Below are 26,048 nucleotides of genomic sequence, written 5' to 3' on the forward strand. Positions count from 1 at the left end.
GACCGATGGGCTTTCTTGATATCGACAACACAACCAAAGCTTACGGATCAGTCGAGGTTCTGCACAACGTCGACATATCGGTGCAGGAAGGTGAATTCCTTGTGCTTGTTGGCCCGTCCGGATGTGGCAAATCCACCCTGTTGAACATGATTGCGGGCCTTGAGGAAATCACCAGCGGTGAGATACGCATCAAGGACAATCTGATGAACGGGGTGCATCCGTCCAAGCGCAATATCGCGATGGTGTTCCAGTCCTACGCGCTCTACCCCAACATGACCGTGGGCCAGAACATTACCTTTGGGCTTGAAATGCATGGTGTGCCCAAGGCGGAACGGGAAAAGGCCATGAAAGAAGCGGCCAGCCTGTTACAAATCGAGGCCTTGCTGGACCGTAAACCCGGTGCCTTATCGGGCGGACAGCGTCAGCGGGTGGCGATGGGCCGCGCCCTGGTGCGCAACCCGGATGTGTTTTTGTTTGACGAACCGCTGTCGAACCTCGACGCCAAGCTGCGCGTGGATATGCGCACCGAGATCAAGAAACTGCACCAGAAACTGGGCACCACCATCGTCTATGTCACCCATGACCAGATCGAAGCCATGACCCTGTCAACGCGCATTGCCGTGATGAACGGCGGCTATGTCCAGCAGCTTGGAACCCCCCAGGAAATTTACGACACACCCGCGAATATTTTTGTCGCAACCTTCATGGGATCGCCCGCGATGAATGTGGTGCAAGCCAAAGTCGCGATGGAAAACGGCCGCCCGGTGGCGCAGGTGGCCCTTCATGACGGGGCGCTGGTGGCGCTGCCCTTCAGTCAGGATAATATGGCGGATTGGGCGGGCAAGGACATCTTGCTCGGCGTCCGCCCCGAGACGATCACCGATGAAGACGCCGCAGACCGCAAGTCGTCCAACATCGCCCGGATGACCAACCGGATTGTGGTCACCGAACCGGCGGGTTCAGATACTTTCGTGACGATGACACTTGGCGGCAAGGACGTGATCGCGCGCATGCGTTCTGACGCGGATGTGCGTCCGGGCGCGGACTTTGATTTTGCTGTGAACATGGAAAAGGCTGTTGCCTTTGATCCCAAGACCGAGAACCGGATCGCGCCCTGATGCAGCCCGATCTCGTCATCATCGGCTCTGGCATGGGCGGGGCGACCTTGGCGGCGGCACTGGCCCCCACAGGGCGGCGGATCCTGATTCTTGAACGCGGAGAGCACCTGCGCCCGTCGCCGCAAGATCGCGACGCGGCTGCGATTTTTGGCGAAGGTACCTTCCGCAGTGATGAGGATTGGCTTGACGGCACGAACACGCCTTTCAATCCGGGGAACTTTTACAACGTAGGTGGCAATTCGAAATTTTACGGCGCGGCGCTGATCCGGTACCGCGAAACCGACTTTGCCCCGGTGCACCATAGGGGGGGGCAAACGCCGGGCTGGCCAATCTCTTATGATGATCTTGAACGCGATTATCAGGCGGCAGAGCAGCTTTATGCCGTACGCGGAACCCAAAGCGAAGACCCGACCGAGCCCCCGCATTCCGGCGGTTATCCCCATGCTCCTATTCCCGACGAAGCTGACATCGTGGACTTGCGCGCGCGATTGAAGGCCGCGGGCCTGCACCCCTCTTCCATTCCTCTGGGCGTCGATCTGGCAGAATGGCTCGCTGCGGGGCAGACAACCTGGGATGGCTATCCCAACACGTGCGGTGCCAAGATGGATGCAGAAACCTGCGGGTTGAAAGCCGCATTGGCCCATCCGAATGTTGAACTGCGCACGGGATGTCGTGTGACAGCGCTTCAAACCGGGACCGATGATCAGATTGCGAGCATTGTCGTAGAGTGCGGCGGCAGTTCAGAGACGATCAAAACCCCGATCGTCGTCGTCGCCGCTGGCGCGGTGCAAACCGCAGCACTTTTGCTGGCCTCTGCCAACGACAATTGGCACACCGGGCTGGCCAACCGCTCTGATCAGGTCGGGCGCAACTTCATGAACCATAATTGCTCGGCCCTGTTGGCCTTGCATCCCCTGCGCCGCAATCGTGCAGTGTATCAAAAGACCCTGATGCTGAACGATTTTTACCTCGCCTCTGATGGTGCACCCCCTTTGGGCAATGTGCAGATGCTGGGCAAGATCACCGGACCAATCCTTGCCGCCAATTCAAAGCTTCCCGCATGGCTGGCGGGCTGGATCGCCGCACGCAGCTTTGATTTCTACGCCATGTCCGAAGACCTGCCCAACCCGGACAGCAGAGTGGCGTTGAAGGCCGGGCAAATCAAACTCGACTGGCAGCGGTCCAATTTGGATGCGCATGAAATGCTGGTGGCCAGGCTGAAACGCGTCTTGCGCCGCGCGGGGTTCCCGGTTGTTCTGTCGCAATCGTTTGATCGGCGCACCCCGTCGCACCAATGCGGCACGGCACGGATGGGGGCAGACCCGAAATCAAGCGTTGTTGACACATTCTGCCGCAGCCACGACCACAGAAACCTGTTTATCGTTGACGCCTCTGTTCTGCCCACGTCGGCCGCCGTAAACCCGGCCCTCACGATCGCTGCTCTCGCACTTCGCGCCGGTCGCCACATCGCGGAAACGGAGTTTGCCGCATGACCGTCGAGGGCTACGATTTCATCGTCATCGGTGGCGGGTCCGCAGGCTCGGTCATTGCGGCGCGCCTGTCAGAAAGCGCACAGGCGCGCGTTCTGCTGCTCGAGGCCGGCGGCAGCGACTGGCACCCGTTTTTTCATCTGCCCGCTGGCTTTGCCAAAATGACCAAGGGCATCGGCGCATGGGGTTGGTCAACCGTCCCGCAAAGGTCAATGCAAGACAAGGTGTTCAACTACACCCAAGCCAAGGTGATCGGCGGCGGCTCTGCCATCAATGCGCAGATATACACGAGGGGTGCCGCGCAGGATTATGACGAATGGCGGCAAATGGGGTGTGAAGGCTGGGCATACGACGACGTCCTGCCCTATTTCAGGAAATCCGAAGACAACGATACCTACAGCGGCGAATATCATGGCAAAGGCGGCCCCATGGGCGTGTCAATGCCAGCGGCCCCCTTGCCGATCTGCGATGCGTTCATCGATGCCGCAGGACAGATCGGCATTCCAAAGACAACGGATGTAAACGGCCCAAGGCAGGACGGTGCGGGATACTACCAGCTTACCCAACGCAATGCGCGCAGATCGTCCGCGGCGATGGCTTTTCTGGCACCCGCAAAATCCCGCCCGAACCTGACCGTCAAGACAAACGCGCAAGTGCGCCGGATCACGGTTGAAAATGGTCGCGCGACAGGCATTGAGATGGCCGACGGCACCCGCATTACGGCTGACCAGGAGGTGATCTTGTCCTCCGGTGCCATCGGTTCACCGCGTCTGCTGCAACTTTCCGGCATCGGGCCAGCGGATCATTTGTCATCGCTTGGCATCGATGTGGTTTTTGACCAACCGGGCGTGGGGTCGAACCTTCAGGATCACCTCGACCTCTATGCAATCTGTGAAGTCACCGGTCCGCACACCTATGACCGCTTCGCCAAATTGCATCTGTCTGCGTATGCCGGGTTGCAGTATCTTTTCACCCGCAAGGGTCCGGTCGCATCCAGTTTGTTTGAAACCGGCGGGTTCTGGTATGCCGATGAAAACGCCCGTTCCCCCGATATCCAGATGCATCTGGGCCTTGGCACCGGGATCGAGGCCGGAGTCGAGGTCATGCGCAATGGCGGGGTGACGCTCAATGCCTGCCACCTGCGCCCGCGATCCCGGGGCACCGTCCGCCTGCAAAGCGACAACCCGGCTGATATGCCGCTGATTGATCCCAACTATCTCTCAGACCCCTATGATCGCGAGATGTCGATCCGTGGCCTGAAGCTGGTGCAGCAAATTTTGGCCCAGGATGCGCTCAAACCCTACATCATGGCCGAACGCCTGCCCGGCCCGGATGTGCGCACCGATGAGGATTATTTCAACTTCATCTGCGTGCATTCCAAGACCTCGCACCACTGCGCGGGCACCTGCCGGATGGGCAGCGACGCCGATGCCGTGCTTGACCCGCGCCTGAGATTCAATGGGATCGATGGGCTGCGGGTCGCAGATGCATCAGTGATGCCGACCGTCAATTCATCCAACACCAACGCCCCTGCCATCATGATCGGTGAAAAAGCCGCCGATATGATCAAGCAAGATCAAGGAATGACACAATGATCCGCCATATCGTGCTGACCAAATTCAAGCCTGACACCACCGAGGATGAAATCGCCGGAATTTACGCGGGCCTGTCCGCCTTGGCCGAAAAACTTCCCGGTGCCCAAAACTTCACCGGCGGGCGTTCTGAAAGCCCCGAACAGATCGAACGCGGCTACATGCACGGCTTTGTCATCGACTTTGACAACTGGGCAGCGCTGCAAAACTACGCGAATGACCCGGAACACCAGGCACTGGGTGGCCAACTTGTCGCCAATGCCACAGGCGGGATCGACGGCATTCTTGTGCTTGATCTGGACGTCTGATGAGGATCACGGAAACCAATGCTTGATGCACCGACAGGACACAAAAGCAAAATGAAAGAGCGCCCCACAATCCTTGATGTTGCGAAACGCGCGGGCGTGTCGAAATCGACGGTCAGCCTTGTGCTGCAAGGATCCGCCGTCAAAGAAACGACGCGAGTGGCCGTGCGGCAGGCGATGGCGGACATCGGATATGTTTATAACCGCTCCGCCGCCACGTTGCGGTCGTCGTCCTCTGGATTGATCGGTCTTGTCATCAACGATTTGCGCAACCCGTTCTATACGGAATTTGCGGCGCTGTTCCAAATGGAACTGGCGCGCAATGGCTATGCCACCGTACTTGCGAACACAGACGAAGATCCATCGCTGCAAACCCGGATGATATCCTCGCTTGTTGAGCATGGGGTGTCAGGATTTATCATCTCGCCAAGCTATGGCGATGAACAAGAAACGTTGAACGTGTTGAATGCGTCAAACACACCGACGCTTCAGGTCTTTCGGTCGCTCAAGTCGGGAGACCCAAAGTTTCCTTTTCTGGCCCCAGATTACCTGCGTGGCGGACGCCTTGCGGCTGAACACCTGCTTGAGATGGGATGCAAGCGGATCGCATTCCTTGGCGGGCTTGATGGCCGCGCTGTCACCGAAGAACGCATGAGCGGGTATCTGTCCGTCCTATCCGAGAATGGGATGACACCCGTTGTCCTGACCGGACAGGCAACCCGGTCTTTTGGCAAGACCATGGCCGCGAAGCTGCAGGCTGAGCATCCGGAGGTCGATGGTGTGATCTGCTTTAATGATCTCGTCGCTTTGGGTGTTTTGGCGGCATGTCCAGAGCTTGGCATCAAGGTCGGTACCGATCTGCGCGTTGTGGGTTTCGACGACATCGAAGATTGCCAGGACAGCTATCCGCCGCTGAGCTCTGTCAGCTGCAATATCCCTGATTTCGCAAAATCCACTGCGGCGCAGATTTTGGGCTGGGTCAAGGACGGCAAAACGCCCGTGGTCACCGCGCGCAGCCCGGTTCAACTGATCAAACGGGCCTCAAGCGGGGCCTGACCAAACGTCGCACAACCGGGCCAAATCCCCACTTGTGCGCCGATAAATGATGGAACGTTCCAGCCTGGAACAAACGAAAGGAAGACGGACATGACTGAGGTAAAAGTTGCCGTTTTGGGTGCATCAGGTTGGATGGGCAAGGTCCACACCATGGCCTATCAGACCTTTCCGCATTTCTTCGGGGAAAGCGGCGGTACGGCGCGGGTTGTCGCACTGGTCGGCGGAAAATCATCGACGCCGCAAGACCTTGCCTTTCGCGCACCGGGTGCAAAAATTCTGACCAACTGGCAAGAGGCTGTGGCCGATCCTGATGTGGACCTGATTGATATCTGCCTGCCCGACAATCTGCACTACGACGTCGCAAAGGCGGCGTTGCTGGCCGGAAAACATGTCTTTTGCGAAAAGCCCCTGGCCGATACGGCCGCACAGGCGCAGGAACTTGCCGACATCGCCAAAGCCAAGGGGCTGATCACCCGCGTGGGCCATGCATTTCCCCGCAACCCCGTGCACGACCGCGCGAAAGAGATCATCGAGGCAGGCGAAATCGGTGAAATCAAGCTCTTCAAGGGCTGCCAGCATGTCGACATGTATGGCGACCCCCTCGCACCCTATATGTGGCGCGCGAACGGCGATCTGGCCCCGACGGGGATCGTCGGCGACACCGGCAGCCATGTCTTTAGCTTCATGGAGTTTTTGGTCGGCAAGGTCAGCGCGTTGATTGCCGACAACTTCATTATAACCGCCAAAAGGCCGGTCGTCGAAGGTGTCGGGCTGGGTGCCGAAACGGCGCTTTCAGGTGATGAAGACTGGGCAGACATCACCAATCCCGATGGATCCAACATCCTGTGCACCTTTGCCAATGGCGCACGCGGTCTGGTCGATTTCAGCCGCATCGCCACGGGTCGCAAATTCATGCAGACCTATGAAATATACGGCACCAAGGGCAGTCTGGCCTACACCTATGACGAGGTGAACCGCCTGCGGTTCTATTCGAACGACGACAAGGTCGGGCGGCGCGGCTACCGCGAAATCGACGTCGGACCAGAACATGAAACCTACAAAGCCTTCCTGCCGCTGCCCAATTTTGCGCTTGGCTATAACGAAAGCAAGATCATTGAGGCGGCCGAAGTCATTCAATCCATCGTTGCCAACAAGCCCATGTGGCCGACCTTTGAGACGGGCCACCACATCTGCCAGATTGTCGATGCCTGTATGGAATCATCGCGCCTGAGACGCTGGGTCGACATTCCGTGACCTGCTGCCCAATCAAAAAGAAGGTCGCGAGATGAGCCTGTCCGTCCCTCAACATATCCTTGATGCGCTGACCGACGTCGCGATGCCGCGCCTCGGCAACGCCCCTGACACGGGCGAACGGATGACCGTGGATGGCTTCGACGTCCCTGTGTTTCGCGCCGGAAGCCTCGTGATCGGAAGCGGTGCCGCCGGACTGCGTGCCGCCGTCGAGATGAAGCGCCGCGCCGTTGATGTAACTATCATCAGTCAAAGTGCATGGGGCGGCACGTCCGCCTGTTCGGGGTCGGACAAACAAACGCTGCACACCGCCAACACCAAGGATCAGGGTGACAACTTTCAGGATATGGCCGCCGCGATCCGGTCGGGCGGTGCCATGGACGAAGACACCGCCTATATCGAGGCCATTGGCTCAATCCGGGCGATGGCGTCGCTGCAGTATCTGGGTCTGCCGTTACCACAGGATGAACTGGGCGGCACGTTGCGATATCAGACCGACCATGATGAGGTTGGCCGCGCGACATCCTGCGGACCACGCACGTCGCGCCTGATGGTCAAGGTTCTGGCCGAGGAAGCGCTGCGTCTCGGCATTCCATTTTACAACCATACGACCGCCGTGAAGGTTTTGACCAAGCAAGAAGGTGATCAGTTGCGCGTCATCGGCGTGCTGACCATCCGGCCCAAAACAAGCACCGACGCAAATCCCTACGGTCTGGCGCTGTTCCAATGCGAGGCTCTTGTCTTTGCCGCAGGGGGCCCCGGCGAGATGTACCGCGACAGCGTATTCCCCAACGGCTGCTTTGGCACGCTTGGGCTGGCGCTGGAAACGGGGCTCGCGCTGGTGAACATCACCGAAAGCCAGTTCGGCATCGGCACCCGTCGCGAAGGGTTCCCCTGGAACCTGTCAGGCACCTATGTGCAGGTGATCCCGCATATCTATTCCCTTGATGCGGATGGCCAAGAGCATCATTTTCTGGCCGACTATTATCGCACCACCCAAGAAATGGCCTCGAACATCTTTCGCAAAGGCTATCAATGGCCATTCCATGCCAGCCGGATGCTGAACTTCGAATCCAGCCTTGTGGATCTGGCGATCTACCGCGAGGGCCAGAAAGGGCGGCGGGTCTTTCTTGACTTCAACCGCAACCTTTTGCCGGTGCCCGGTGATCAGGACTTCAGCCTGGATCGGCTCGACCCTGACGTAGGGGATTACCTCAAACGGTCGGGAGCCAATCAAGACCTGCCCATTGATCGTCTGCGCCATATGAACCCGCTCGCGATCGAACTTTATAAACGCTACAAGGTGGATATCACTGCCGATCCGCTGGAGTTTGCCGTCAACCACCAGCATATGAACGGCGGCATCGCCGTCGATACCTGGGGGCGGACCAACATCGCTGGCATCTATGCGGTGGGCGAGGCCGCAGGCACCCATGGCGCAACACGCCCCGGCGGGTCTGCATTGAATGCAGGTCAGGTCTTTGGCACACGGGTTGCCGAACACATCGCGGCCAGTGGTCGCGCAGCGGCACCCGCAAATTCGGATGCACGCCCACAAACCGGTGATGCTGTTGCAGCTATCCTCGCCGTCCTGAACGCTGACAGCCCCTATGCCGTGGCAGACGTGCGCCGCGAAATTCAGGCCCGAATGAGCGATCACGCAGGTATCCTGTGCCACGCCATAGACGTTGAACGTGCGCATCAAGACGCCCGCAAGCTTAGTCAGGCGGTTCGTGAAAACGGGCTTTCATTTACCCGCAACAACGAAGCCGCCCGCGTCGTGCAATGGCAGCAGATGGCCCTCGCGTCAGAGGCGGTGCTTGCCGCGCTTGATTTCTATATCGCCCAAGGCGGCGGCAGCCGTGGCGCACGCGCAATCTGTGACCCAGATGGCGCATCCCTGCCGAGATCGAGGACCGGACCGCTGCCAGAGGTGAGATTCCGCCCGGAACGCGCAGATGACATGCAATCGCAAATTCTTGTGCGGCTGGTTGGCAATGACATGGCCGTCACCACCCGCCCCATCCGCACTTTCGACACACAGGCCAAATCGGTATTTGAACGCGACTGGCCCGCCTGGCTGACAGGCGGAATCTTTGACCTCGCTGATGAAACCGGCACAACGTGATGGATTTCATGTCCAGCAAAGTGGTCGCAATCGGTGAGGCCATGATTGAAATGGCCGTGATCGGCGATGATACCTATCGGCGCAGCTTTGCGGGCGACACCTTCAATACGGCCTGGCATATGGCCCAAATTCTGGGCACCGGCGGACAAGTTGGCTTTGTCACAAAGGTAGGCAGGGATTCGGTTTCGGACACCTTCATCGACCAACTCACAGACGACGGCATGGATGTTTCCTGCATTGGCCGCGTCGATGACCGCACCATGGGCCTCTATATGATCGCCCTGAAGGGGGTTGAACGAGATTTCCAGTATTGGCGATCACACTCCGCCGCGCGGCTATTGGCGGACAACCCAGACTGGCTGACCAAGGCAATCGGTCAGGCGGGCCTCATTCACCTTTCAGGCATTACCCTCGCGATCCTGTCGGCTGATGCGCGCGCGCGCCTCTGGGATGTGATCGCCACGGCCCGCTCGCAAGGCGCGCGCCTGTCTTTCGACCCGAACGTGCGCCCCAGGCTGTGGTCGTCACAAGACGAGACCCGCACAACCCTGTCTGCCTTTCTTGAGATCACTGACATCGCCCTGCCCAGTTTTGACGATGAGGCGGCCTTGTGGGGCGACACATCCCCACAGGCGACACTTGAGCGGCTGCAAAAAGCCGGCGTTACAGAAATTGCGGTCAAGGACGGTGCCGGTCCGGTTCTGGGCTTGTGTGACGGTACACAAACGACGGTTGAAACCCCTTCCGTCAGCGGCATGCGTGATACCACAGGCGCAGGCGATGCCTTCAACGCAGGCTATCTGGCGGCGCGCCTATCCGGGCACCCTCAGCAGGACGCAATTGCGTTCGGCCAGGCAGTATCGTCAGAAGTTCTTCGGCATTTCGGGGCCCGAATTCCAAAGGAACATATCCCCAATCTGATCTGAAGAATGGCAAGGTTCAAGGACGCGCGACCGCGACACCTGCTGATCTGTTTGTAAGCGATGAGGCACTAAGTGTCTTAGCTGCAGGTTGCAGCACAGCAGGTCTGTGCATGGTGCCCCGCTCACCGCACGAGCCGAAGCCCCTTTTATTGCGTGGTGCATGAATGTCCGCTCCGGGCCATTCACGCCGACACAGGCAAGCCCCGCCGTGGCAAATCTCTGCGCCGCCGCATGACGGCAAAAACCCCAATGCGGTCAAGCTTAACCAAAAAAAGTGAACCTTTGATCAAATTTACTGCTTTGGTGAATAAAGCTTTCCGGGGTGGTTTGACATAATTTCACACGGCCGATTTCAAGTCGGCTTGCCTAAGGTAGCGGTTTGGTGTGTGCTGGGCGGCATAATTTATCTGACACATTTTTTTGGTTACTTCTGGTGTGCAAATGAACGAATTCCTTTTGCCTGATTTTTTAGTACTCGCGGCGGCAGGGATGTTTGTGCTCGGGTATCTCATTATCAATCAAATAATGCTTCGGGCCATGCTGCTTGTCGGAACAGCGCTTTACATTTGGTATTACGCGGTTGTGAATGATACGCCATTGTGGCCTGCTATATGGGCCAGCACCGCAACGGGAACAGCAAACCTTATTGGCTTAATGAGTTTGTTTTATCGACGTTCGGTCTGGGCTATACCCAGAAAGTACCGCGATATTTATGCGCATTTCGACATTCTGCCGCCTGGCGATTTCCGTAAATTAATGAGTGTAGCAAACCGCGTGACCAGGCCGGCAGGACATCAGCTTACCGCAGATGGTAGCCGCGTCAACACTCTCTACTACGTGATTGGCGGTAAAGTCGAAATTGAAAAATATGGCAGTCGGTTTTTTGTTCCGGACGGTGTTTTCATAGGTGAAGTGGCCTATCTGACAGGGAACCGCGCTTCCGCATCAACTTACCTAGTGAGCGATTGTGATATCCTTGAATGGGAAATCGCAGAGTTAAAACAACGCGCCACCCGCGATCCGAGGTTCCGGCTTGCAATGGATGCTATGATTTCTGTGGATTTAGCCGAGAAAGTAGCGCGCGCTGGTTCACCTAGGCTTCAGACGGACGGTATCCCTTCTGTCAGCAATATCGATCAAGCCATTTGAAATGCGGCGATTTGCACATTTGCAATAGCAATCAATATTGAAAAATGGAGTGGCGGTCAGATGTCCGCTCCGCCCAACTCTACTGCCGTTCACACCTCCAAAATGCTGCGCTATGAATGAATAGCAGGAACAGACCGTGAGCAACGCACAACTGTTCCGGTAAAACGTAAAACTTGCGTGCTTCCGCATAGCGGTTTTGAGTTCACTACCTCGAGTGTTGGCGCTTCCATAAACATCAGCCCCGGGCAAAACGCCTGTTGAGGGATCACCCGCGAAGCTGTCTAAAAACTCTGGGATCGACGCTTGCCGCGGCTAAAACTCCGCCCCAAAGCGCGCCTTGAATACCCTGACTGACCACGTCCTGCCCTGAGAGATAAAGCCCTTCGATCGGGGTCTTGGCTTTGAGCGCACGGCTTAGTGCGCGCTCAGGCGTCCCATCCAGGCCATAGAAGCGGCCCTGGTGGTGGCCGGTGATCGCCGCGGTCGCCAGCGGCGTTGAAAGCTCCCGAAAGACGACGAGGTCGGCCAAGTCCGGGAAGTACCTTTCCAACAGCGCGAACATCTTATCCTCCACCTGCTGCTTGAAGGCTTTGTACTGCGCGCCCCGCGCGCCAGATGGCATGTCCGCCCATTGCGCAACGCAGTCCCAATCGGTCCAAACGACCATGTCGCCCGCATATTTCTGCTTGGGTCCCGGATCATGGCTTGGATCTTTTAGTGAACCGAACGAGAGGAAAAAACCCGGCGGATCACCCTCTGGTGCCTCCGCCCATACTGCGTCGACTTGTCCGGTCGGATAAACCCAGTGGTTTGACCGCGTGGCACCGGCCTGTTCCACATCGCCCTCGAAGCCCAGGAAAAGATCGAAATGGGCAATAGAGGCTGGCAGCGCCTGAATTTCGCTGATCCAATCTTCGGGACCAAAGCCAGAGGGAAGCAAATTGTTGATCGTCTCGCGCGCGCCGATATCGGAAATGACGACGTCCGACCGGATGTCTTCGCCTGTCGATGTGCGAACGCCCACGACCTTGTCATCCTCGACCAGCAGCGTCTCAACCTTTACTCCGGCGCGGGCCTCTCCACCCGCATGGGTGATCGTCGGGATCAGATGGTCGGCAAAGGCCTTGCCGCCTCCCACCGGATACCATGCGCCGCTTTCCAGATAAGAACCGCAAATCTGGGCATGCATGCCAAAGCTCGCCTTGTGGGGCCGACCGCCATGGTCCCCCCATTGGGCGGTAAAGGCGGCGGCAAGTTCCGGGTTTTGGGTGATGCTGTCAACAACCTCCTGGGTGGTGCGTCTGCACCATTTGTTGATGGCGCGGTGGTTCCACCATTCCGTCATCTGGGCGGCAATCTCGGGCATGCCGCGGGTAGAACTCAGCGTGTACATCGCATCCCGCCCTTCCCGAAGGGCGGCTATCCAGGCCTCGATCGCCTCGGCCTCATCTGGGAAGCGATCTTTGAAATCGCGTTCTTGCGCCTCAAACGGGCGCGACAGCGCAAGCGGCGGCGCGTCTGCGAGGTGCAGATTGTCATAGACCGCTCCCATCGGTTCGAAGTCCATGGGCGTATGCGCCAGCCAGTCGATGAATCCGCGTTCCCGATCACCCGGCGCGACGCAGCCGAGATAGTGAATCCCAACATCCCATGAGAAGCCGTCGCGAGAGAAGCTGTGCGTCAGCCCACCCAAGGTCTCGTACTGCTCCAGCAACAATACCTTGTGGCCCATTTTCGACAGTGTTGCTGCAGATGCCATGCCACCCATGCCGGACCCGATTACAATGGCATCCCAAGTCTGTGTTTCGCCTTTGACCATAGCACCCCTCAAGAACCCGTTCGGGACTTGTCCATTTCGTTCTCGATCATTTTTTCGGTGACAGCGAACTGACCTGGAAATACGAAAACCACCAAGGCATGAATTGCCACCGCAATCCCCCATCCCAGCATTGGCCAGTGGAACCAGATGCTACCGGATGAGGTCAGTAGATTGATGACCACAAGGAATAGAATGACCGCGACATAAACGGACAGGTGAGTGTAAAATCCCATCTTGGATTCAACGCGCTTTTTGGCTGATTGATATGCTTGGGATTTCTCCATGGCCTTTCTCCACCAATTTTGCATGATCAGACTAAATTAACACACCGGAAGGCTGCCGGTATTGAGCCAGATCAATGGATATTTCCACACAGATCGTGTTTTCGGACCGGCCTGCCCCAACTGAGTATTCCAAAATGAAAGTTAGTGGATGATTGGCTTTTGGCTTATCGCCACGACAGCTTCTGGCGCAAGCGGGCGGTAATCCAGAGCACGATCTGGCCGTCTGGTGTTGTCGTGTTTCCACCAGCTTTCGATGGTGATGTGGGAATCTGATCACCTTCGGTTTCGCCGCCCATGTGATGTTCTACGGCACCCTGCCCGCGCTGGTGATCACCGCGATCAAGATCAAGCCGCAGGGAACGATCCGGACATTAGCTGTGCCCGTGGTGATGTTCATCCTCAGTTTCGCACTGGCGGCCGCTTTGCTGATGGCGGATCTGAAAACCTACGCGTCCATCCTGCGCCTCCTGACTTCAAGGATCAGGTCCAGAGCACTGGTTTAAATGAGCCCGACCGGCAAAGGTTTCTTCATAAGCGTCCTTGAGCCCCATCTTATATGCGCCACTGAAATGCCCGGCCACGCTGCGCACCTCGTCAAAACACCCGCTTGTGTCCCTGATGTGATCCGGGCAATCCTAGCGGCCATGACCAATCAACAATCCATCACCATCAGCTCCGACACCCTGTGCGCCACCATATTGCCGCAAGGGGCCGCATTGGTGGGTGTGCGTTTTGCGGGTCAGACCCGAAATCTCGTCATCGGGTTCGCAGATCCCGCGGATCATACCAAAGTGCCGATTTGCGCAGGATCGCTGGTCGGGCCGATCGCCAACAGGGTGCAAGACGGGCGGGTCACACTGGACGGCCAGACCTACCAGATGCCACAGAATGAAAACACAAATTGCCTGCATTCGGGGCCAGACGGCCTGCACACACGCCTCTGGCAAATCGAATTGCAAACCCCTGAAAGCGTGACGCTATCCTGCGCGCTCGCGGACGGTATGAATGGCCTGCCCGGCAATCGGCAGATCCTGGCGCGTTACAGCGTTGAGGCAGACACATTGACCCTCACCATCACGGCCACCACGGACCGGGCGACCCCGATGAACGTCGCCGCGCACCCCTATTGGAACCTTGATGGGACACCCGACGTCGGCGGGCATCGCATCGCCGTCAATGCCACCCAATATCTGCCGACCGACCCACAAGGGCTGCCCACAGGTGAAAGACACATAACGCGCGGTAGTGAGTTCGACTTTGAAACCGAGAAACCCGTGCCGCTCAGCCCGGCGCTCGATGTAAACTTTTGCCTCGCGTCGGCCCCTCTTGCCACGCCAACCCATGCCGCGACCCTCACGGGCAGCGACGGCACCCGGCTTGATATCGCCACCACGGCCCCCGGTTTGCAGGTCTATGCGGGGGCTTCCCTGCCTGATCTGGCAGTTGAAATGGCCGATTGCCCACCGCTGAAACCCTATTCCGGGATCGCCCTTGAACCCCAGCATTGGCCGGATGCACCGCATCACGATCATTTTCCGCAAATCACATTGGTACCGGGCCAAACCTATGCCCAAAGCACCCATTTCAGGCTGACCCCGCCCTAAGATTAACGTCCAATCACCTCAATTGCGCCCTTCCCCGGACCAAATCTGCCAGCATACTTGCTCTGGGGCAAATCCGACCGGCCTGCCTGCCGGGGGAAAGGAGCATGCTGCAATGGCCCGTTTTGATAAGAGTGACCTTGGTAAAGATGACCCCGCGCAGGAACCGCCACTGCGCCCTGAGCCTGTGCCACAACCGAAGACCGACACCTCAGATAAGACACCGCCACCACCGGAGCCTGAAATCACGGATTACGCCAGCCTCTGAGCCCCGTGACATGACCGCGCGTTCATCCTAAAACCAGCAGATGAAAACACCCGTTTCGTCGATCCGCAACCTTGGCCCCGCGTATGAGGCCAGTTGCGCCAAAGCCGGCATCAACAGCGCCGAAGAATTGCGCGCCCTTGGTGCCGATACCGCCTATGCGCAATTGCTCAAAAGCGGCATGCGCCCCCATTTCATTGGCTATTATGTATTGGTCATGGGCCTGCAGGGACGTCCATGGAATGATTGCAAAGGGGCGGAAAAAACCGCCCTGCGCGCAAAATTCGACGCCATAAAGGCCCAAAGCCACGATCCTGGCACATCAGAATTTGAACGGATGATGAATGTCATTGGGGTGCGCCATACTTAAAGACACGCCTAATGCTTCGTCAGAAGCTGTTGAAACAAAGTAATCAACACCTAACTTCAACCATATGAACCTTGATCATCACCCCCATGCCACTGATCTGGCCCGACTGCGCAAATTGGCGCAGCGCATGGACAGTGCATTTCGCGTGCCGGTCCTTGGCATTCGCGTGGGCTGGGATTCGGTGTTTGGTCTGGTGCCTGTCGTCGGCGATGCGCTGACACTGGTACCCTCGATCTTTATCTTGCGGGAATCGCTCAGTTTGGGGGCATCGAAATCCATCATGGCCCGTATGGGCCTCAATGTTGGCATCGATCTGGCCATCGGGGCGATCCCGCTGGTGGGCGATGTCTTTGACATCGGCTGGCGGTCCAACACCCGCAACGTTGACCTGCTGCACAGCCATCTGGCGCAACAGGGTCGGGTTGGTCCGCTCCCGGATCAAAGCGTGGCCGATACCCCGTAACGAAAAAGGGCCGCATCGCTGCGACCCTTTCTTGTTTGTGCTGAACTCTGGCGGCTTAACCGACCAGTTCAAGACCCGAAAAGAAATAGGCAATCTCAACCGCTGCGGTTTCCGGCGCGTCCGACCCGTGCACAGAATTCTCGCCAACACTTTCAGCAAAATCTGCACGCACTGTGCCTGCTGCGGCATCTGCTGGGTTTGTCGCCCCCATGACTTCACGGTTCTTGGCAATGGCCCCTTCGCCTTCCAGAACCTGTGCCACAATCGGTGCCGACGCCATGAATTCGCACAGCTCGTCATAGAATGGACGCTCGGCGTGCACCTTGTAAAACTCGCCCGCCTGCGCCTTGGTCAGGTGGATGCGCTTTTGTGCAACGATGCGCAGACCCGCATCTTCAAACTTCTTGTTGATCGCACCTGTCAGGTTGCGGCGTGTTGCATCGGGCTTGATGATCGAAAATGTACGTTCGAGGGCCATGTGGCGTGCTCCTATCGGTGTTGAATTTGGCCGCTCCCTAACATGGGGTCCGGCCCATGAAAAGCTGTGATTGACGCCGCGCACCCGTTGGTCCACACCGCGCCCATGTTACGCATCTCAGAAATCAACTATTCCGTCGAAGGCCGGCCCCTGTTTGAAGAGGCCAGCGCCGTCATTCCAGATGGTCACAAGGTTGGCCTTGTCGGCCGCAACGGTGCTGGCAAGACAACGTTGTTCAAAATCATCCGCGGCGAATTGGGGCTGGACGCCGGTGCCATCTCATTGCCGTCACGCGCCAAGATCGGCGGCGTCGCACAAGAGGTGCCGTCGTCCGAGGTCTCCTTGATCGACACAGTTCTGGCCGCCGACACCGAACGTGCCGCGCTGATGCTGGAATCAGAGACCGCCACCGAGCCTGCCCGCATTGCCGACATTCAGGCGCGGCTGGCCGACATCGACGCATGGTCTGCCGAAGGCCGCGCCGCCTCGATCCTCAAAGGCCTTGGCTTTGACCACGAAGAACAGCAAATGCCCTGCTCCGAATTTTCGGGCGGCTGGCGCATGCGTGTGGCCCTGGCGGGCGTGCTCTTTGCCCAACCTGACCTGCTGTTGCTGGATGAACCGACCAACTACCTCGATCTTGAGGGCGCGCTTTGGCTTGAAAGCTACCTCGCCAAATATCCGCACACCGTCATTATCATCAGCCACGACCGCGGCCTGCTGAACCGTGCCGTCAACGGGATATTGCATCTCGAAGACCGCAAACTGACCTTTTACCAAGGCCCCTACGATCAATTCGCCCGCCAGCGTGCCGAAAAACGCGCGCAACTGACGGCGATGGCCAAGAAACAACAGGCCCGCAAGGAGCATATGCAAAGCTTTGTGGACCGCTTCAAAGCCAAGGCATCCAAGGCCAAGCAAGCCCAGTCACGCCTGAAAATGATCGAAAAGATGGACATGATCACCCCGCCGGAAGAGGCAGCGCGCAAGGTGTTCACCTTTCCCGAACCCGAAGAACTGTCGCCCCCGATCATCAACATCGAAGGTGGCTCTGTCGGCTATTCCGACGACCACCCCGTTCTGACGCGGCTCAACCTGCGCATTGATCAGGACGACCGGATCGCGCTTTTGGGCAAAAACGGTCAAGGCAAATCGACACTGGCCAAACTGCTGTCTGACCGCCTGCCCCTGATGGCGGGCAAACAGGTCAATTCCAACAAACTCAGGGTGGGTTTCTTTGCCCAGCATCAGGTCGAAGAACTGATTGTTGCGGAAACCCCACTGCAACACATGCTCACCGCCCGCCCCGGCGTGATGCAATCCAAACTGCGCGCACAGCTTGCGGGATTTGGCCTTGGCCCCGATCAGGCCGAAACCGAAGTGGGCCGTCTGTCGGGCGGCCAAAAGGCGCGCCTGTCGCTGCTCTTGGCCACCCTGCACGCCCCACATCTGCTGATTTTGGATGAACCGACCAACCACCTCGACATCGAATCGCGTGAAGCACTGGTCGAGGCGCTGACCCGGTACTCCGGTGCAGTCATCCTTGTGAGCCACGACATGCACCTTTTGTCGATGGTCGCCGACCGCCTGTGGCTGGTCTCGGAGGGCACGGTCACCCCCTATGACGACGACCTTGAGGAATACCGCAAAATGCTGCTGACCCCGGTCAAACCGGTCAGCAAGAACCCCAACAAGGCCGCCAAAGAGGCCCCAAAACCCAAACGCGCCAGCCGCGACGAGGTGATCGCCCTGCGCGCAGATGCCCGTAAATCAGAGGACCGGGTGAACAAGATCAACGCCATGCGCGACAAGCTGGCCAAGAAACTCGCCGATCCCGACCTTTACGAAGACGCCAAAAAAGGCGAGCTTGAGGTCTGGAACAAAAAATATGCCGAAGTGATGCAAGCGCTCGACCGCGCCGAAGCGCTCTGGATGACCGCACTCGAAAAACTCGAAAAAGCCACCGCCTGACCTTTCTTTTCGCCTTAAATACTCGGGGGTTTGGGGGCAAAGCCCCCATTCAGAATAAACAATGACACTCGACACCGCCTATATGATCACCGCCCTTGTCACCATGTTTGTGGTGGTCGATCCGATTGCCATTGCACCGCTGTTTCTGGCGCTGACCCCCGGCATGACCGATGCAGAGCGCCGCCGCGTGGCCTGGCGTGCCTGTATCATTGCCGGTGCCGTGCTGATCATTTTTGCGGCATTTGGCGAGGCGGTGCTTGGCTTTATCGGCATCTCGATGCCCGCTTTCCGGGTCGCGGGCGGTATCTTGCTGTTCATCACCGCCCTCGACATGCTTTTTGCGCGGCGCACCAAACGCCGCGCCGACACCGCCGAGGAAGACGACCACAACGACCCATCCGCCTTTCCGCTTGGCATTCCCCTGATTGCCGGTCCCGGTGCCATCGCAACCGTGATTCTGCTCACCGGCGAAAAACCCGGCTGGGAAGGGTTATTGACTGTCAGCGGCATTACTCTTTTTGTGCTTGTGGTGATGGCCCTGACCCTACAGGCCAGTGGCTATCTGGAACGGGTGATTGGCAAATCGGTGATCAACGTCATCACCCGGTTGCTGGGCATGTTGCTGGCCGCATTGTCCGTGCAATTTGTGCTCGATGGCCTTTCCGCCTTTGGTTTTGGACCGGGCGTGGGCTGACAACCCGGCAAACCAGCCCTATATGACTTCAGACTCCATAAAGGGCATCAAATGGCCGATTTCGACACCTCACGCCTGATCTATCTCATTGTCCTTTTGGTCATGGTTGCCGGATGGTTCCTGATGCAGACCCGCGAAGGTCTGAACAAAACCCTGCAACATGCTGCGGTTTGGGCGATGATCTTTGTTGGCGGTGCCGCAGCCGTGGGGCTGTGGCAAGACATCAGCCGCCCCGCATCCCAGACCCGCATGACAGACGCCGGACAGATCATTGTTCCGCGCAGTGCGGATGGCCACTATTACCTGACGGTTCAGATCAACGGTGCCGATGTGCGCTTTGTGCTGGATACGGGCGCAACCGACATGGTGCTCACTCAGTCTGATGCACGGCGCGCCGGGCTGGACCCCGATCAACTGACCTATCTGGGGCGCGCAAACACGGCCAATGGCGAGGTACGGACCGCTTTTGTGCGCCTAGATGCAGTGCAACTGGGCGATGTGACCGACCGCGACGTCGCAGCGGTGGTCAATGGTGGCCAGATGGAGGATTCGCTGCTTGGCATGGGATATCTGCAGCGCTGGGGCCGTTTGGAAATCGCCAATGGCGAGCTGATCCTGACCCGTTAGGTTTCGGCCTTCTTCTCCCAGCGACCTGAGGCCTCGGACCAATATTGCGCCGAGCCTCCGGCATCTTTCAGCGTTTTCCATTGCCCACGTGCGCGGTCCAATGCGACCTCGTCATCGCCATCAAACAAGATACAGACCCGGTCCAGCGCTGCGACCTCATCCACACCAACATCCGCCCCCTGCACCGACATGACACACTGTGGCGCGTTGGCTGCCTCTGTCCCCAAGGTCAACAAAACAGGCTGATCGGCGTCATGCGGCCCGCCTGCAAGCCCATGCGGCAAAAATCCATCCTCCGGCCCCAGCCACAGCGCCTTGTCCAGCGCTTCAAGCCCCGCCATATCCGTTCCGCGCACCGCGACCTTCCAATCGTTTTCCAACGATTTGCCCAAGAGCATTATCAGCGTGTCCGCCAATGGCTTGCGCGAAAATTGATAGAAATAGGCGGCACCCATGACCTGATTAATCCTTCTCAAACATATCGGATATCAGACGGTTCAGTGTCGCCACGCCCCATCCGGTCGCGCCTTTAGGGGCCAGCGTTGTATCGGTCTTGACCGACGCCACGCCTGCAATGTCCAGATGGATCCATGGTACCCCGTCCTTTACGAACCGTTGCAGGAACTGCGCTGCCGAAATGGCCCCGGCCATGCGACCACCGATGTTCTTCATATCGGCAATGCGGCTTTTCAGCAGATCATCATAGGCTTTGCCCAATGGCATCCGCCAGGCCCCTTCACCTTCGGTTTTGGCGGCTTTCAAAAACGCAGTGCAGAATGCGTCATCATTTGAAAACACGCCTGCATTCTCGTGGCCAAGACTGACGATTATTGCCCCCGTCAGTGTTGCAAGATCAATCATCGCCGCAGGTTTGAACCGATCCTGCGCGTACCACATCACGTCACACAAAACCAAACGCCCTTCGGCGTCGGTGTTGATCACTTCTACCGTGTCGCCTTTCATCGAGGTGATGACATCGCCGGGGCGCGTGGCATTGCCCGAGGGCATGTTTTCGACGATGCCCACCAGCCCCACGACATTGGCCGCCGCCTTGCGCCGCGCCAGTGACCGCATCACACCCGAGACCACGCCCGCACCGCCCATGTCCATGGTCATGTCTTCCATGCCAGCGCCGGGTTTCAGGCTGATCCCGCCCGTGTCAAAAACCACGCCTTTGCCAACCAGCGCCAGCGGGGCCGCGCCTTTTTTGCCGCCGTCCCAACGCATCACCACGACATGCGATGGGCTATCTGATCCCTGACCAACAGATAAAAGCGTTCTCATTCCGAGCCTTGCAAGATCATCCTCATTCAGAACCTCAACTTTTAGTCCAATGCTCTTCATCTGCGCCAATTGATCCGCAAACGCGGTCGTGGTCAGCACATTTGCTGGTGCATTGGTCAGATCGCGTGTCATAAACGCGCCTTCGGCAATGGCCATCAACGGGGCATAGGCCTCTTGCGCGGCATCCGGCTTGCTGCACATCACACGCACGGCACCTTTGCGCGCTTCCGCGTCGCTTTTATGATCATCAAAGCGGTAATCCCGCAGTGCGACCCCATAGGCGACCTCGGCCACCCGCCGGGTTCCTGCCGCAAGGATCAACACATCCGACTGACCGCGCAATTTGGCCAAAGATGCGCCCGCGCGGCGCGCCACATGGCGGTCCGCCCCTTTTGGCAGGCACACCACATCCACCGCGTCAGCAGTCAAGCCGCCGGGATAGGCCATCGCCACCGCATCCCCCGGTTTGAGCTTGGCAAAGGGCGCACCCTCGATCAGACGCGCCAAAGCGCCACGCGTTAATTTATTCACCCGCCGCGCCCCGGCATCCAGGCGGCCATCCTTGTCAACAAGCACCGCAATCCGGCCAGCATGGCCAGCTATTTGATCAATATCTGTATCGGCAAATGAGATAGGGGTCAGGTCAGTCATGGTGCGCGCCTCGGTTAGAAATTCAAACAAGACCTATCGCGGCACAACGCCCATGACCAGAATTATGGACAGATATCAGTTTTCCCGCACCACATTATGGGTTACGATGCCGAAAAACAGCCGTCAGAGCATCTTTTTGGGGGATCGCAGTGGCCAAATTCGACCGCTATATGCTGTCGCAGCTTCTTGTGCTGTTTGGCTTTTTTGCGCTTGTGCTTGTGGCGTTGTTCTGGATCAACCGTGCGGTCGTTTTGTTTGACCGGTTGATCGGTGACGGCCAATCCGCCCTTGTTTTCCTTGAATTTACATCACTTGGCCTGCCCAAACTGATCACCACCGTTCTGCCCATCGCGGCATTTGCCGGCGCGGTCTATGTGACCAACCGGATGATGAGCGAATCTGAATTGACCGTGCTGCAATCAACCGGGACCGGCCCATGGCGGTTGGCGCGTCCGGTGCTGGCCTATGGCATCTGCGTCGCCCTCATGATGTCGATTTTGACGCATATTCTGGTGCCGCTGGCGCAGGCGCAGCTGAACCAGCGGGAAAATGAGATATCTCAGAACGTGACCGCGCGGCTCTTGACCGAAGGCACATTTTTGCATCCCACCGAAAAAGTCACCTTCTATACCCGCACTATCGACGCCGATGGGGTGCTGCGCGATGTGTTTCTGTCTGATCGCCGAACCCCGAATGAAGGTGTGATCTACACCGCTGCCGAGGCATATCTTGTGCGCAACGGCGATGGGACAACCCTGATTATGGTCGATGGTCTGGCGCAACGGCTGAGCACCGTCGACAAACGTCTGGCCACGGCAAAGTTTCGCGATTTCTCGTTCGATATTTCTGCCCTTGTGGACAAAAGCACATCCGGCAGCCAATCCATCGGCAATATCACCACACCGGATCTCATATCAGATTGGTCAAATCTCGAAAAACGCACCGGAGCCACTGCGGGCGTCATTGCCGAGGAATACCATTCACGTTTTGCCCAACCCTTGTTTTGCATCATCGCGGCGATGATCGGGTTTTCGACGCTGATGGTCGGCGGTTATTCACGGTTCGGCGTGTGGCGCGAAGTGGTGATCTCGTTTGGTCTGTTGATCACAATCGACGGCATCCGCGGGGTGTTGGTCGACCCTGTGCGCAGTGATGGATCTGCCTGGCCGCTGATGTATGTCCCGTCGGCAATTGGAATTATTCTGGTGCTGGCGATATTGTGGCAGGCATCACACCCCAATTGGCTGCGCCGTTTGCGCCGCAAAGAGGTTGCGCCATGATCCTGCACCTTTATTTCGCCCGCCGCTTTGCTGCGGTGTTCATGATGATCACCATTGTGCTCTTTGCGCTTGTGGTGCTGATTGATGGCGTTGATCAGGCGCGCAAATTCGGCAGCCTCAACATCGGCTGGAAAAACATCATGGGTCTGACCCTGCTGAACACGCCGCAAACCATTAACCTGATCCTGCCGCTGATCGTAATTCTGGCCACCGTCGCGCTGTTTATCTCACTCGCCCGGTCATCAGAAATGGTGGTCACGCGGGCAGCGGGGCGCTCTGCCATGCGGGCGCTGATTGCCCCTGTGGTTGTTGCCTTTATCATCGGTGTGATGGCAGTGGGTGTGTTGAACCCTATCGTTGCGGCCACTGGCAAACGGTATCTGCAATTGTCCGAGAGTTACCGCGCCGGTGGTGCCTCGGCCTTGTCGATCAGCGACGAAGGGTTGTGGCTGCGTCAGGGCAGCGCCCTGGGCCAGACCGTGATCCGGGCGTGGCGGTCAAACGATGATGCCTCTGTCCTTTATGACGTGACCTTCCTGTCGTATGCGCCGGATGGCGGACCAACACGCCGCATTGAGGCGGCGAGCGCGGCGCTCACCGATGTGGGATGGTCGTTGCGCGATGCAAAATCCTGGCCGCTGCAGGCAGGCACCAATGCCGAAGGCAACGCGCAATACTACAAGAACCTGACCATACCTTCGACGCTGACCCTTGAACGCATCCGCGAAAGTATTGGCAAACCCGCCGCCGTTTCGATCTATGATTTGCCTGAATTTATACTGCAACTTGAACAGGCAGGGTTCAGCCCGCGCCGCCACAAAGTGTGGCTTCAAACCGAGCTTGCGCGGCCATTTTTCCTGATCGCGATGGTTCTTGTTGCGAGCGCCTTTACCATGCGTCATACCAGATTTGGTGGTACAGGGATGGCTGTACTGGCATCTGTGCTATTGGGGTTTGGTTTGTATTTCATCCGCAGCTTTGCGCAAATCTTGGGCGAGAACGGTCAGATACCTGTGGTTTTGGCCGCTTGGGCCCCGCCGACGGCCGCCATCCTGCTGGCGTTGGGCTTGATCTTGCATGCAGAGGACGGCTGATCACATGCGCCTTGTCCTTGCACTTATTGCCCTGATCTCGCTGCCAGCAGTGCTGGCGGCACAGGACGCGCCCCCGGCGGCCGCCGTTTTGGTGGCAGATCAGGTGTTTATCACCCGCGACCGCACGTTGGTGGCACAAGGCAATGTCGAGGCATTTCAGGGCACGACCCGTATCCGCGCCCGGTCCATCCGCTACAGCCGACAAACCGGGTCCTTGGTCATTGAAGGTCCGATTGTACTAAGCGAAGGCGATGACACCATCATTCTGGCCGATGCAGCGCAGCTTGATCAGGATCTGCAAACCGGCCTTCTGACGGGTGCGCGGCTGATCCTGGATCAGCAATTGCAACTGGCAGCAGTTCAGATCAATCGGGTCGAGGGTCGCTACAGCCAGCTTTACAAAACCGCCGTGACCTCTTGCAAGGTTTGCGAGGACGGCGAAGCGCCCCTTTGGCAAATCCGCGCAAGACGCGTTGTACATGACCAGCTCGAACAGCAGCTTTTTTTCGACGATGCGCAGTTTCGCATCAAGAACATCCCGGTCTTTTACCTGCCCCGGCTGCGGCTGCCAGATCCGACATTGGACCGCGCCACTGGCTTTTTGACGCCCTCCATCCGCACCACATCGCAGTTGGGCACCGGCCTCAAGATCCCGTATTTCATCAAAATAGGCGACAGGCGCGACCTGACCGTGACACCCTATCTGTCCAGCAGTACCCGTACCCTTGAGTTGCGCTATCGGCAGGCATACAGAACCGGACGCATTGAATTCAACGGCGCAGTGTCGCGCGATGATGAACGCCCCGGCAAAACCCGCGCGTATCTTTTCGGGTTCGGACACTTTGATCTGGCGCGCGATTACAAGCTGAACTTTGCGATTGAGACAACCGGCGACCACGCCTATCTGACGGAATATGGGTATTCGGGCAAAGACAGGCTGACATCAGAACTGACCGTAAGTCGGGCGCGCCGGGACCAATATGTCCGTGCCAGCCTCTTTAATTTTGAATCCCTGCGCGACAACGAAGACAATGACACTTTGCCCACGCTGGTATTGGACGGTGAATACGAGCGGCGTTACTTCCCCGCGTCCATGGGTGGCGAGGTGCGCGTAGCATTGCAGGCGCACAGCCATCGGCGCAGTTCCGACCTGAGCATCGATGGACCGGACCCAGACCTGATCGTGGACGGACGCGATGTGGCGCGGATCAATGGCGAGGTTGACTGGCTGCGGCGTCTGACATTGCAATCAGGGGTGGTGGCAGATTTTCGTGTCGGTGCCAATTTTGGCTTTTTCGACATCACGCAGGATTCAACCTTTGCCCAGAACCATTCGGACTTTGTGCCACATGCAGCGCTGGCGGTGCGCTATCCGATGGTGCGCCGGGGCCGCAACGGTGTCGTGCAAACCTTGGAACCCGTGGCACAGCTTGGGTGGATTGGTGGCGACCGCCTTGTCATTCCCAACGAAGAAAGCACCCGCGTCGAATTCGACGAAGGCAACCTGCTGGCATTGTCACGTTTTCCACGCCCTGATCGCCGCGAACGCCATGGGATCGCCGCCGTGGGCCTGAACTGGTCCCGCATCGATCCCGCAGGCTGGGACGCGCATATCACCGTGGGTCAGGTGCTGCGCGAAAAGGCGGACCCGGCATTCACCAACACCTCCGGATTGGCCGGCACCTCGTCTGATCTGTTGCTTGCGGGCCAGATCAAGACCGCGAACGGCCTGTCACTGACGGGGCGCAGCATTTTTGACAAAGAGTTCAAGTTCTCCAAAGCCGAACTGCGCGGCGACTGGGACTTCGCGCGGGGCAGCATGGGCGGCAGTTATGTCTGGCTTGACGCTGACCCGGCCGAGGCCCGCCCCCAGGACATCTCGGAAATATCACTGGATGGCCTGTACAAAATCAGCAGCGCATGGTCTGCCAGCGCAGACTATCGCTTTGACATCGCCGATGACCGCTCCGCAACGGCGGGCTTTGGTCTGACCTATTACAATGAATGTGTCACGGTCGACCTTTCGGTCAATCGCCGCTATTCGTCCTCAACAAGTGTTGAGCCCTCTACCAATATCGGGTTTAACATCGGCCTAAGGGGTTTTGCCGCCTCAACCGGAAAAGAAAGATACGTGCGCTCATGTCGGAACTAATCA

25 protein-coding genes are annotated in these 26,048 nt (G+C 58.0%); 20 read left to right on the top strand and 5 right to left on the bottom strand.

Annotation, left to right across the window (positions count from 1 at the left end):
* The first annotated feature begins 5 nt into the window (after positions 1 to 5).
* From C1J02_RS12345 to C1J02_RS12390, 9 genes are all read left to right on the top strand, one after another.
* Positions 6 to 1,118, top strand: coding sequence for an ABC transporter ATP-binding protein (locus C1J02_RS12345; protein ID WP_114878852.1), 1,113 nt, complete (start codon positions 6 to 8; stop codon positions 1,116 to 1,118).
* Positions 1,118 to 2,611 carry an FAD-dependent oxidoreductase gene (locus C1J02_RS12350; protein ID WP_114878853.1) on the top strand — a complete coding sequence of 498 codons (1,494 nt, stop codon included), beginning with the start codon at positions 1,118 to 1,120 and terminating at the stop codon, positions 2,609 to 2,611. Before C1J02_RS12345 ends, C1J02_RS12350 begins: the two co-directional genes overlap by 1 nt.
* Entirely contained in the window at positions 2,608 to 4,203 is a 1,596-nt protein-coding gene (locus tag C1J02_RS12355) for a GMC family oxidoreductase (RefSeq protein WP_114878854.1), read from the top strand. Before C1J02_RS12350 ends, C1J02_RS12355 begins: the two co-directional genes overlap by 4 nt.
* Positions 4,200 to 4,508 (top strand): Dabb family protein, encoded by a 309-nt coding sequence (locus tag C1J02_RS12360; RefSeq protein ID WP_114878855.1) that lies wholly within the window; start codon positions 4,200 to 4,202, stop codon positions 4,506 to 4,508. Before C1J02_RS12355 ends, C1J02_RS12360 begins: the two co-directional genes overlap by 4 nt.
* 51 nt (positions 4,509 to 4,559) lie before the next feature.
* A complete protein-coding gene (locus C1J02_RS12365) occupies positions 4,560 to 5,561 on the top strand; it encodes a LacI family DNA-binding transcriptional regulator (RefSeq protein WP_114880537.1) in 1,002 nt (333 codons plus the stop codon).
* A 90-nt stretch (positions 5,562 to 5,651) separates the two neighbouring features.
* Complete coding sequence (locus tag C1J02_RS12370) at positions 5,652 to 6,815, top strand: Gfo/Idh/MocA family protein (RefSeq protein ID WP_114878856.1); 1,164 nt, start codon at positions 5,652 to 5,654, stop codon at positions 6,813 to 6,815.
* 31 nt (positions 6,816 to 6,846) lie between these two features.
* Entirely contained in the window at positions 6,847 to 8,940 is a 2,094-nt protein-coding gene (locus C1J02_RS12375) for an FAD-binding protein (protein WP_114878857.1), read from the top strand.
* A gap of 8 nt (positions 8,941 to 8,948) precedes the next feature.
* Complete coding sequence (locus tag C1J02_RS12380; RefSeq protein WP_114880538.1) at positions 8,949 to 9,866, top strand: sugar kinase; 918 nt, start codon at positions 8,949 to 8,951, stop codon at positions 9,864 to 9,866.
* A 438-nt stretch (positions 9,867 to 10,304) separates the two neighbouring features.
* Positions 10,305 to 11,012: a Crp/Fnr family transcriptional regulator gene (locus C1J02_RS12390; protein ID WP_114878859.1), complete on the top strand. Its 708-nt coding sequence runs from the start codon at positions 10,305 to 10,307 to the stop codon at positions 11,010 to 11,012.
* Positions 11,013 to 11,277: 265 nt separating this feature from the next.
* On the opposite strand, the gene C1J02_RS12395 is transcribed toward C1J02_RS12390, so the two are convergent.
* Together C1J02_RS12395 and C1J02_RS12400 are read right to left on the bottom strand one after the other, a co-directional pair.
* A complete protein-coding gene (locus C1J02_RS12395; RefSeq protein WP_114878860.1) occupies positions 11,278 to 12,831 on the bottom strand; it encodes an NAD(P)/FAD-dependent oxidoreductase in 1,554 nt (517 codons plus the stop codon).
* 8 nt (positions 12,832 to 12,839) lie between these two features.
* A complete protein-coding gene (locus C1J02_RS12400; protein WP_114878861.1) occupies positions 12,840 to 13,115 on the bottom strand; it encodes a 2TM domain-containing protein in 276 nt (91 codons plus the stop codon).
* A gap of 272 nt (positions 13,116 to 13,387) precedes the next feature.
* Here C1J02_RS12400 and C1J02_RS12405 point away from each other — a divergent pair, with 272 nt between their 5' ends.
* The 5 genes from C1J02_RS12405 to C1J02_RS12420 all read left to right on the top strand — a co-directional run bounded on the left by C1J02_RS12405 (position 13,388) and on the right by C1J02_RS12420 (position 15,814).
* Positions 13,388 to 13,618, top strand: a complete 231-nt coding sequence (locus C1J02_RS12405; RefSeq protein ID WP_302622767.1) for a phosphoethanolamine transferase domain-containing protein — start codon at positions 13,388 to 13,390, stop codon at positions 13,616 to 13,618.
* Between the two features lie 66 nt (positions 13,619 to 13,684).
* Positions 13,685 to 14,719 carry an aldose epimerase family protein gene (locus tag C1J02_RS12410; protein WP_162798316.1) on the top strand — a complete coding sequence of 345 codons (1,035 nt, stop codon included), beginning with the start codon at positions 13,685 to 13,687 and terminating at the stop codon, positions 14,717 to 14,719.
* A 112-nt stretch (positions 14,720 to 14,831) separates the two neighbouring features.
* Positions 14,832 to 14,984, top strand: a complete 153-nt coding sequence (locus tag C1J02_RS20915; RefSeq protein ID WP_162798317.1) for a hypothetical protein — start codon at positions 14,832 to 14,834, stop codon at positions 14,982 to 14,984.
* A 40-nt stretch (positions 14,985 to 15,024) separates the two neighbouring features.
* Positions 15,025 to 15,351: a TfoX/Sxy family protein gene (locus C1J02_RS12415; RefSeq protein WP_114878864.1), complete on the top strand. Its 327-nt coding sequence runs from the start codon at positions 15,025 to 15,027 to the stop codon at positions 15,349 to 15,351.
* 64 nt (positions 15,352 to 15,415) lie between these two features.
* Entirely contained in the window at positions 15,416 to 15,814 is a 399-nt protein-coding gene (locus C1J02_RS12420) for a DUF4112 domain-containing protein (RefSeq protein ID WP_114878865.1), read from the top strand.
* A 55-nt stretch (positions 15,815 to 15,869) separates the two neighbouring features.
* Here the strand turns inward: C1J02_RS12420 and ndk are convergent, their stop codons facing one another.
* Positions 15,870 to 16,292, bottom strand: a complete 423-nt coding sequence (gene ndk, locus C1J02_RS12425) for a nucleoside-diphosphate kinase (RefSeq protein WP_114878866.1) — start codon at positions 16,290 to 16,292, stop codon at positions 15,870 to 15,872.
* 105 nt (positions 16,293 to 16,397) lie between these two features.
* On the opposite strand from ndk, the gene C1J02_RS12430 reads away from it, so the two are divergent.
* The 3 genes from C1J02_RS12430 to C1J02_RS12440 all read left to right on the top strand — a co-directional run bounded on the left by C1J02_RS12430 (position 16,398) and on the right by C1J02_RS12440 (position 19,584).
* On the top strand, positions 16,398 to 18,263 hold the full coding sequence (locus tag C1J02_RS12430; RefSeq protein WP_205389802.1) for an ABC-F family ATP-binding cassette domain-containing protein: 1,866 nt from the start codon (positions 16,398 to 16,400) through the stop codon (positions 18,261 to 18,263).
* Between the two features lie 61 nt (positions 18,264 to 18,324).
* Positions 18,325 to 18,957 (top strand): MarC family protein, encoded by a 633-nt coding sequence (locus tag C1J02_RS12435; protein ID WP_114878867.1) that lies wholly within the window; start codon positions 18,325 to 18,327, stop codon positions 18,955 to 18,957.
* Between the two features lie 51 nt (positions 18,958 to 19,008).
* Positions 19,009 to 19,584, top strand: a complete 576-nt coding sequence (locus C1J02_RS12440; RefSeq protein WP_114878868.1) for a TIGR02281 family clan AA aspartic protease — start codon at positions 19,009 to 19,011, stop codon at positions 19,582 to 19,584.
* On the opposite strand, the gene C1J02_RS12445 is transcribed toward C1J02_RS12440, so the two are convergent.
* Both C1J02_RS12445 and C1J02_RS12450 read right to left on the bottom strand, forming a co-directional pair.
* On the bottom strand, positions 19,581 to 20,039 hold the full coding sequence (locus C1J02_RS12445) for a DNA polymerase III subunit chi (protein ID WP_114878869.1): 459 nt from the start codon (positions 20,037 to 20,039) through the stop codon (positions 19,581 to 19,583). The genes C1J02_RS12440 and C1J02_RS12445 overlap by 4 nt on opposite strands.
* A gap of 7 nt (positions 20,040 to 20,046) precedes the next feature.
* Entirely contained in the window at positions 20,047 to 21,519 is a 1,473-nt protein-coding gene (locus C1J02_RS12450) for a leucyl aminopeptidase (RefSeq protein ID WP_114878870.1), read from the bottom strand.
* A 149-nt stretch (positions 21,520 to 21,668) separates the two neighbouring features.
* Here C1J02_RS12450 and lptF point away from each other — a divergent pair, with 149 nt between their 5' ends.
* The 3 genes from lptF to lptD are packed head-to-tail and all read left to right on the top strand — an operon-like array spanning position 21,669 to position 26,045.
* Positions 21,669 to 22,799, top strand: a complete 1,131-nt coding sequence (gene lptF / locus C1J02_RS12455; RefSeq protein WP_114878871.1) for an LPS export ABC transporter permease LptF — start codon at positions 21,669 to 21,671, stop codon at positions 22,797 to 22,799.
* Positions 22,796 to 23,893 (top strand): LPS export ABC transporter permease LptG, encoded by a 1,098-nt coding sequence (gene lptG, locus C1J02_RS12460; RefSeq protein WP_114878872.1) that lies wholly within the window; start codon positions 22,796 to 22,798, stop codon positions 23,891 to 23,893. Before lptF ends, lptG begins: the two co-directional genes overlap by 4 nt.
* Positions 23,894 to 23,897: 4 nt before the next feature.
* A complete protein-coding gene (gene lptD, locus C1J02_RS12465; RefSeq protein ID WP_114878873.1) occupies positions 23,898 to 26,045 on the top strand; it encodes an LPS-assembly protein LptD in 2,148 nt (715 codons plus the stop codon).
* Positions 26,046 to 26,048: the final 3 nt, after the last annotated feature.

The sequence above is a fragment of the Sulfitobacter sp. SK011 genome (assembly GCF_003352065.1).
Classification (GTDB): domain Bacteria; phylum Pseudomonadota; class Alphaproteobacteria; order Rhodobacterales; family Rhodobacteraceae; genus Sulfitobacter.

Bases quoted from the DNA above. Each gene is read 5' to 3' on its own strand.
- C1J02_RS12420 (WP_114878865.1), top strand. From the start codon at position 15,416: ATGAACCTTGATCATCACCCCCATGCCACTGATCTGGCCCGACTGCGC.
- C1J02_RS12355 (WP_114878854.1), top strand. From the start codon at position 2,608: ATGACCGTCGAGGGCTACGATTTCATCGTCATCGGTGGCGGGTCCGCA.
- C1J02_RS12345 (WP_114878852.1), top strand. From the start codon at position 6: ATGGGCTTTCTTGATATCGACAACACAACCAAAGCTTACGGATCAGTC.
- C1J02_RS12435 (WP_114878867.1), top strand. From the start codon at position 18,325: ATGACACTCGACACCGCCTATATGATCACCGCCCTTGTCACCATGTTT.
- C1J02_RS12395 (WP_114878860.1), bottom strand. From the start codon at position 12,831: ATGGTCAAAGGCGAAACACAGACTTGGGATGCCATTGTAATCGGGTCC.
- C1J02_RS12365 (WP_114880537.1), top strand. From the start codon at position 4,560: ATGAAAGAGCGCCCCACAATCCTTGATGTTGCGAAACGCGCGGGCGTG.
- C1J02_RS12440 (WP_114878868.1), top strand. From the start codon at position 19,009: ATGGCCGATTTCGACACCTCACGCCTGATCTATCTCATTGTCCTTTTG.
- ndk (WP_114878866.1), bottom strand. From the start codon at position 16,292: ATGGCCCTCGAACGTACATTTTCGATCATCAAGCCCGATGCAACACGC.
- C1J02_RS12390 (WP_114878859.1), top strand. From the start codon at position 10,305: ATGAACGAATTCCTTTTGCCTGATTTTTTAGTACTCGCGGCGGCAGGG.
- C1J02_RS12350 (WP_114878853.1), top strand. From the start codon at position 1,118: ATGCAGCCCGATCTCGTCATCATCGGCTCTGGCATGGGCGGGGCGACC.
- C1J02_RS12415 (WP_114878864.1), top strand. From the start codon at position 15,025: ATGAAAACACCCGTTTCGTCGATCCGCAACCTTGGCCCCGCGTATGAG.
- lptD (WP_114878873.1), top strand. From the start codon at position 23,898: ATGCGCCTTGTCCTTGCACTTATTGCCCTGATCTCGCTGCCAGCAGTG.
- C1J02_RS12450 (WP_114878870.1), bottom strand. From the start codon at position 21,519: ATGACTGACCTGACCCCTATCTCATTTGCCGATACAGATATTGATCAA.
- C1J02_RS12360 (WP_114878855.1), top strand. From the start codon at position 4,200: ATGATCCGCCATATCGTGCTGACCAAATTCAAGCCTGACACCACCGAG.
- C1J02_RS12445 (WP_114878869.1), bottom strand. From the start codon at position 20,039: ATGGGTGCCGCCTATTTCTATCAATTTTCGCGCAAGCCATTGGCGGAC.
- C1J02_RS12410 (WP_162798316.1), top strand. From the start codon at position 13,685: ATGCCCGGCCACGCTGCGCACCTCGTCAAAACACCCGCTTGTGTCCCT.
- lptG (WP_114878872.1), top strand. From the start codon at position 22,796: ATGATCCTGCACCTTTATTTCGCCCGCCGCTTTGCTGCGGTGTTCATG.
- C1J02_RS12380 (WP_114880538.1), top strand. From the start codon at position 8,949: ATGTCCAGCAAAGTGGTCGCAATCGGTGAGGCCATGATTGAAATGGCC.
- C1J02_RS12375 (WP_114878857.1), top strand. From the start codon at position 6,847: ATGAGCCTGTCCGTCCCTCAACATATCCTTGATGCGCTGACCGACGTC.
- C1J02_RS12400 (WP_114878861.1), bottom strand. From the start codon at position 13,115: ATGGAGAAATCCCAAGCATATCAATCAGCCAAAAAGCGCGTTGAATCC.
- C1J02_RS20915 (WP_162798317.1), top strand. From the start codon at position 14,832: ATGGCCCGTTTTGATAAGAGTGACCTTGGTAAAGATGACCCCGCGCAG.
- C1J02_RS12430 (WP_205389802.1), top strand. From the start codon at position 16,398: ATGTTACGCATCTCAGAAATCAACTATTCCGTCGAAGGCCGGCCCCTG.
- C1J02_RS12370 (WP_114878856.1), top strand. From the start codon at position 5,652: ATGACTGAGGTAAAAGTTGCCGTTTTGGGTGCATCAGGTTGGATGGGC.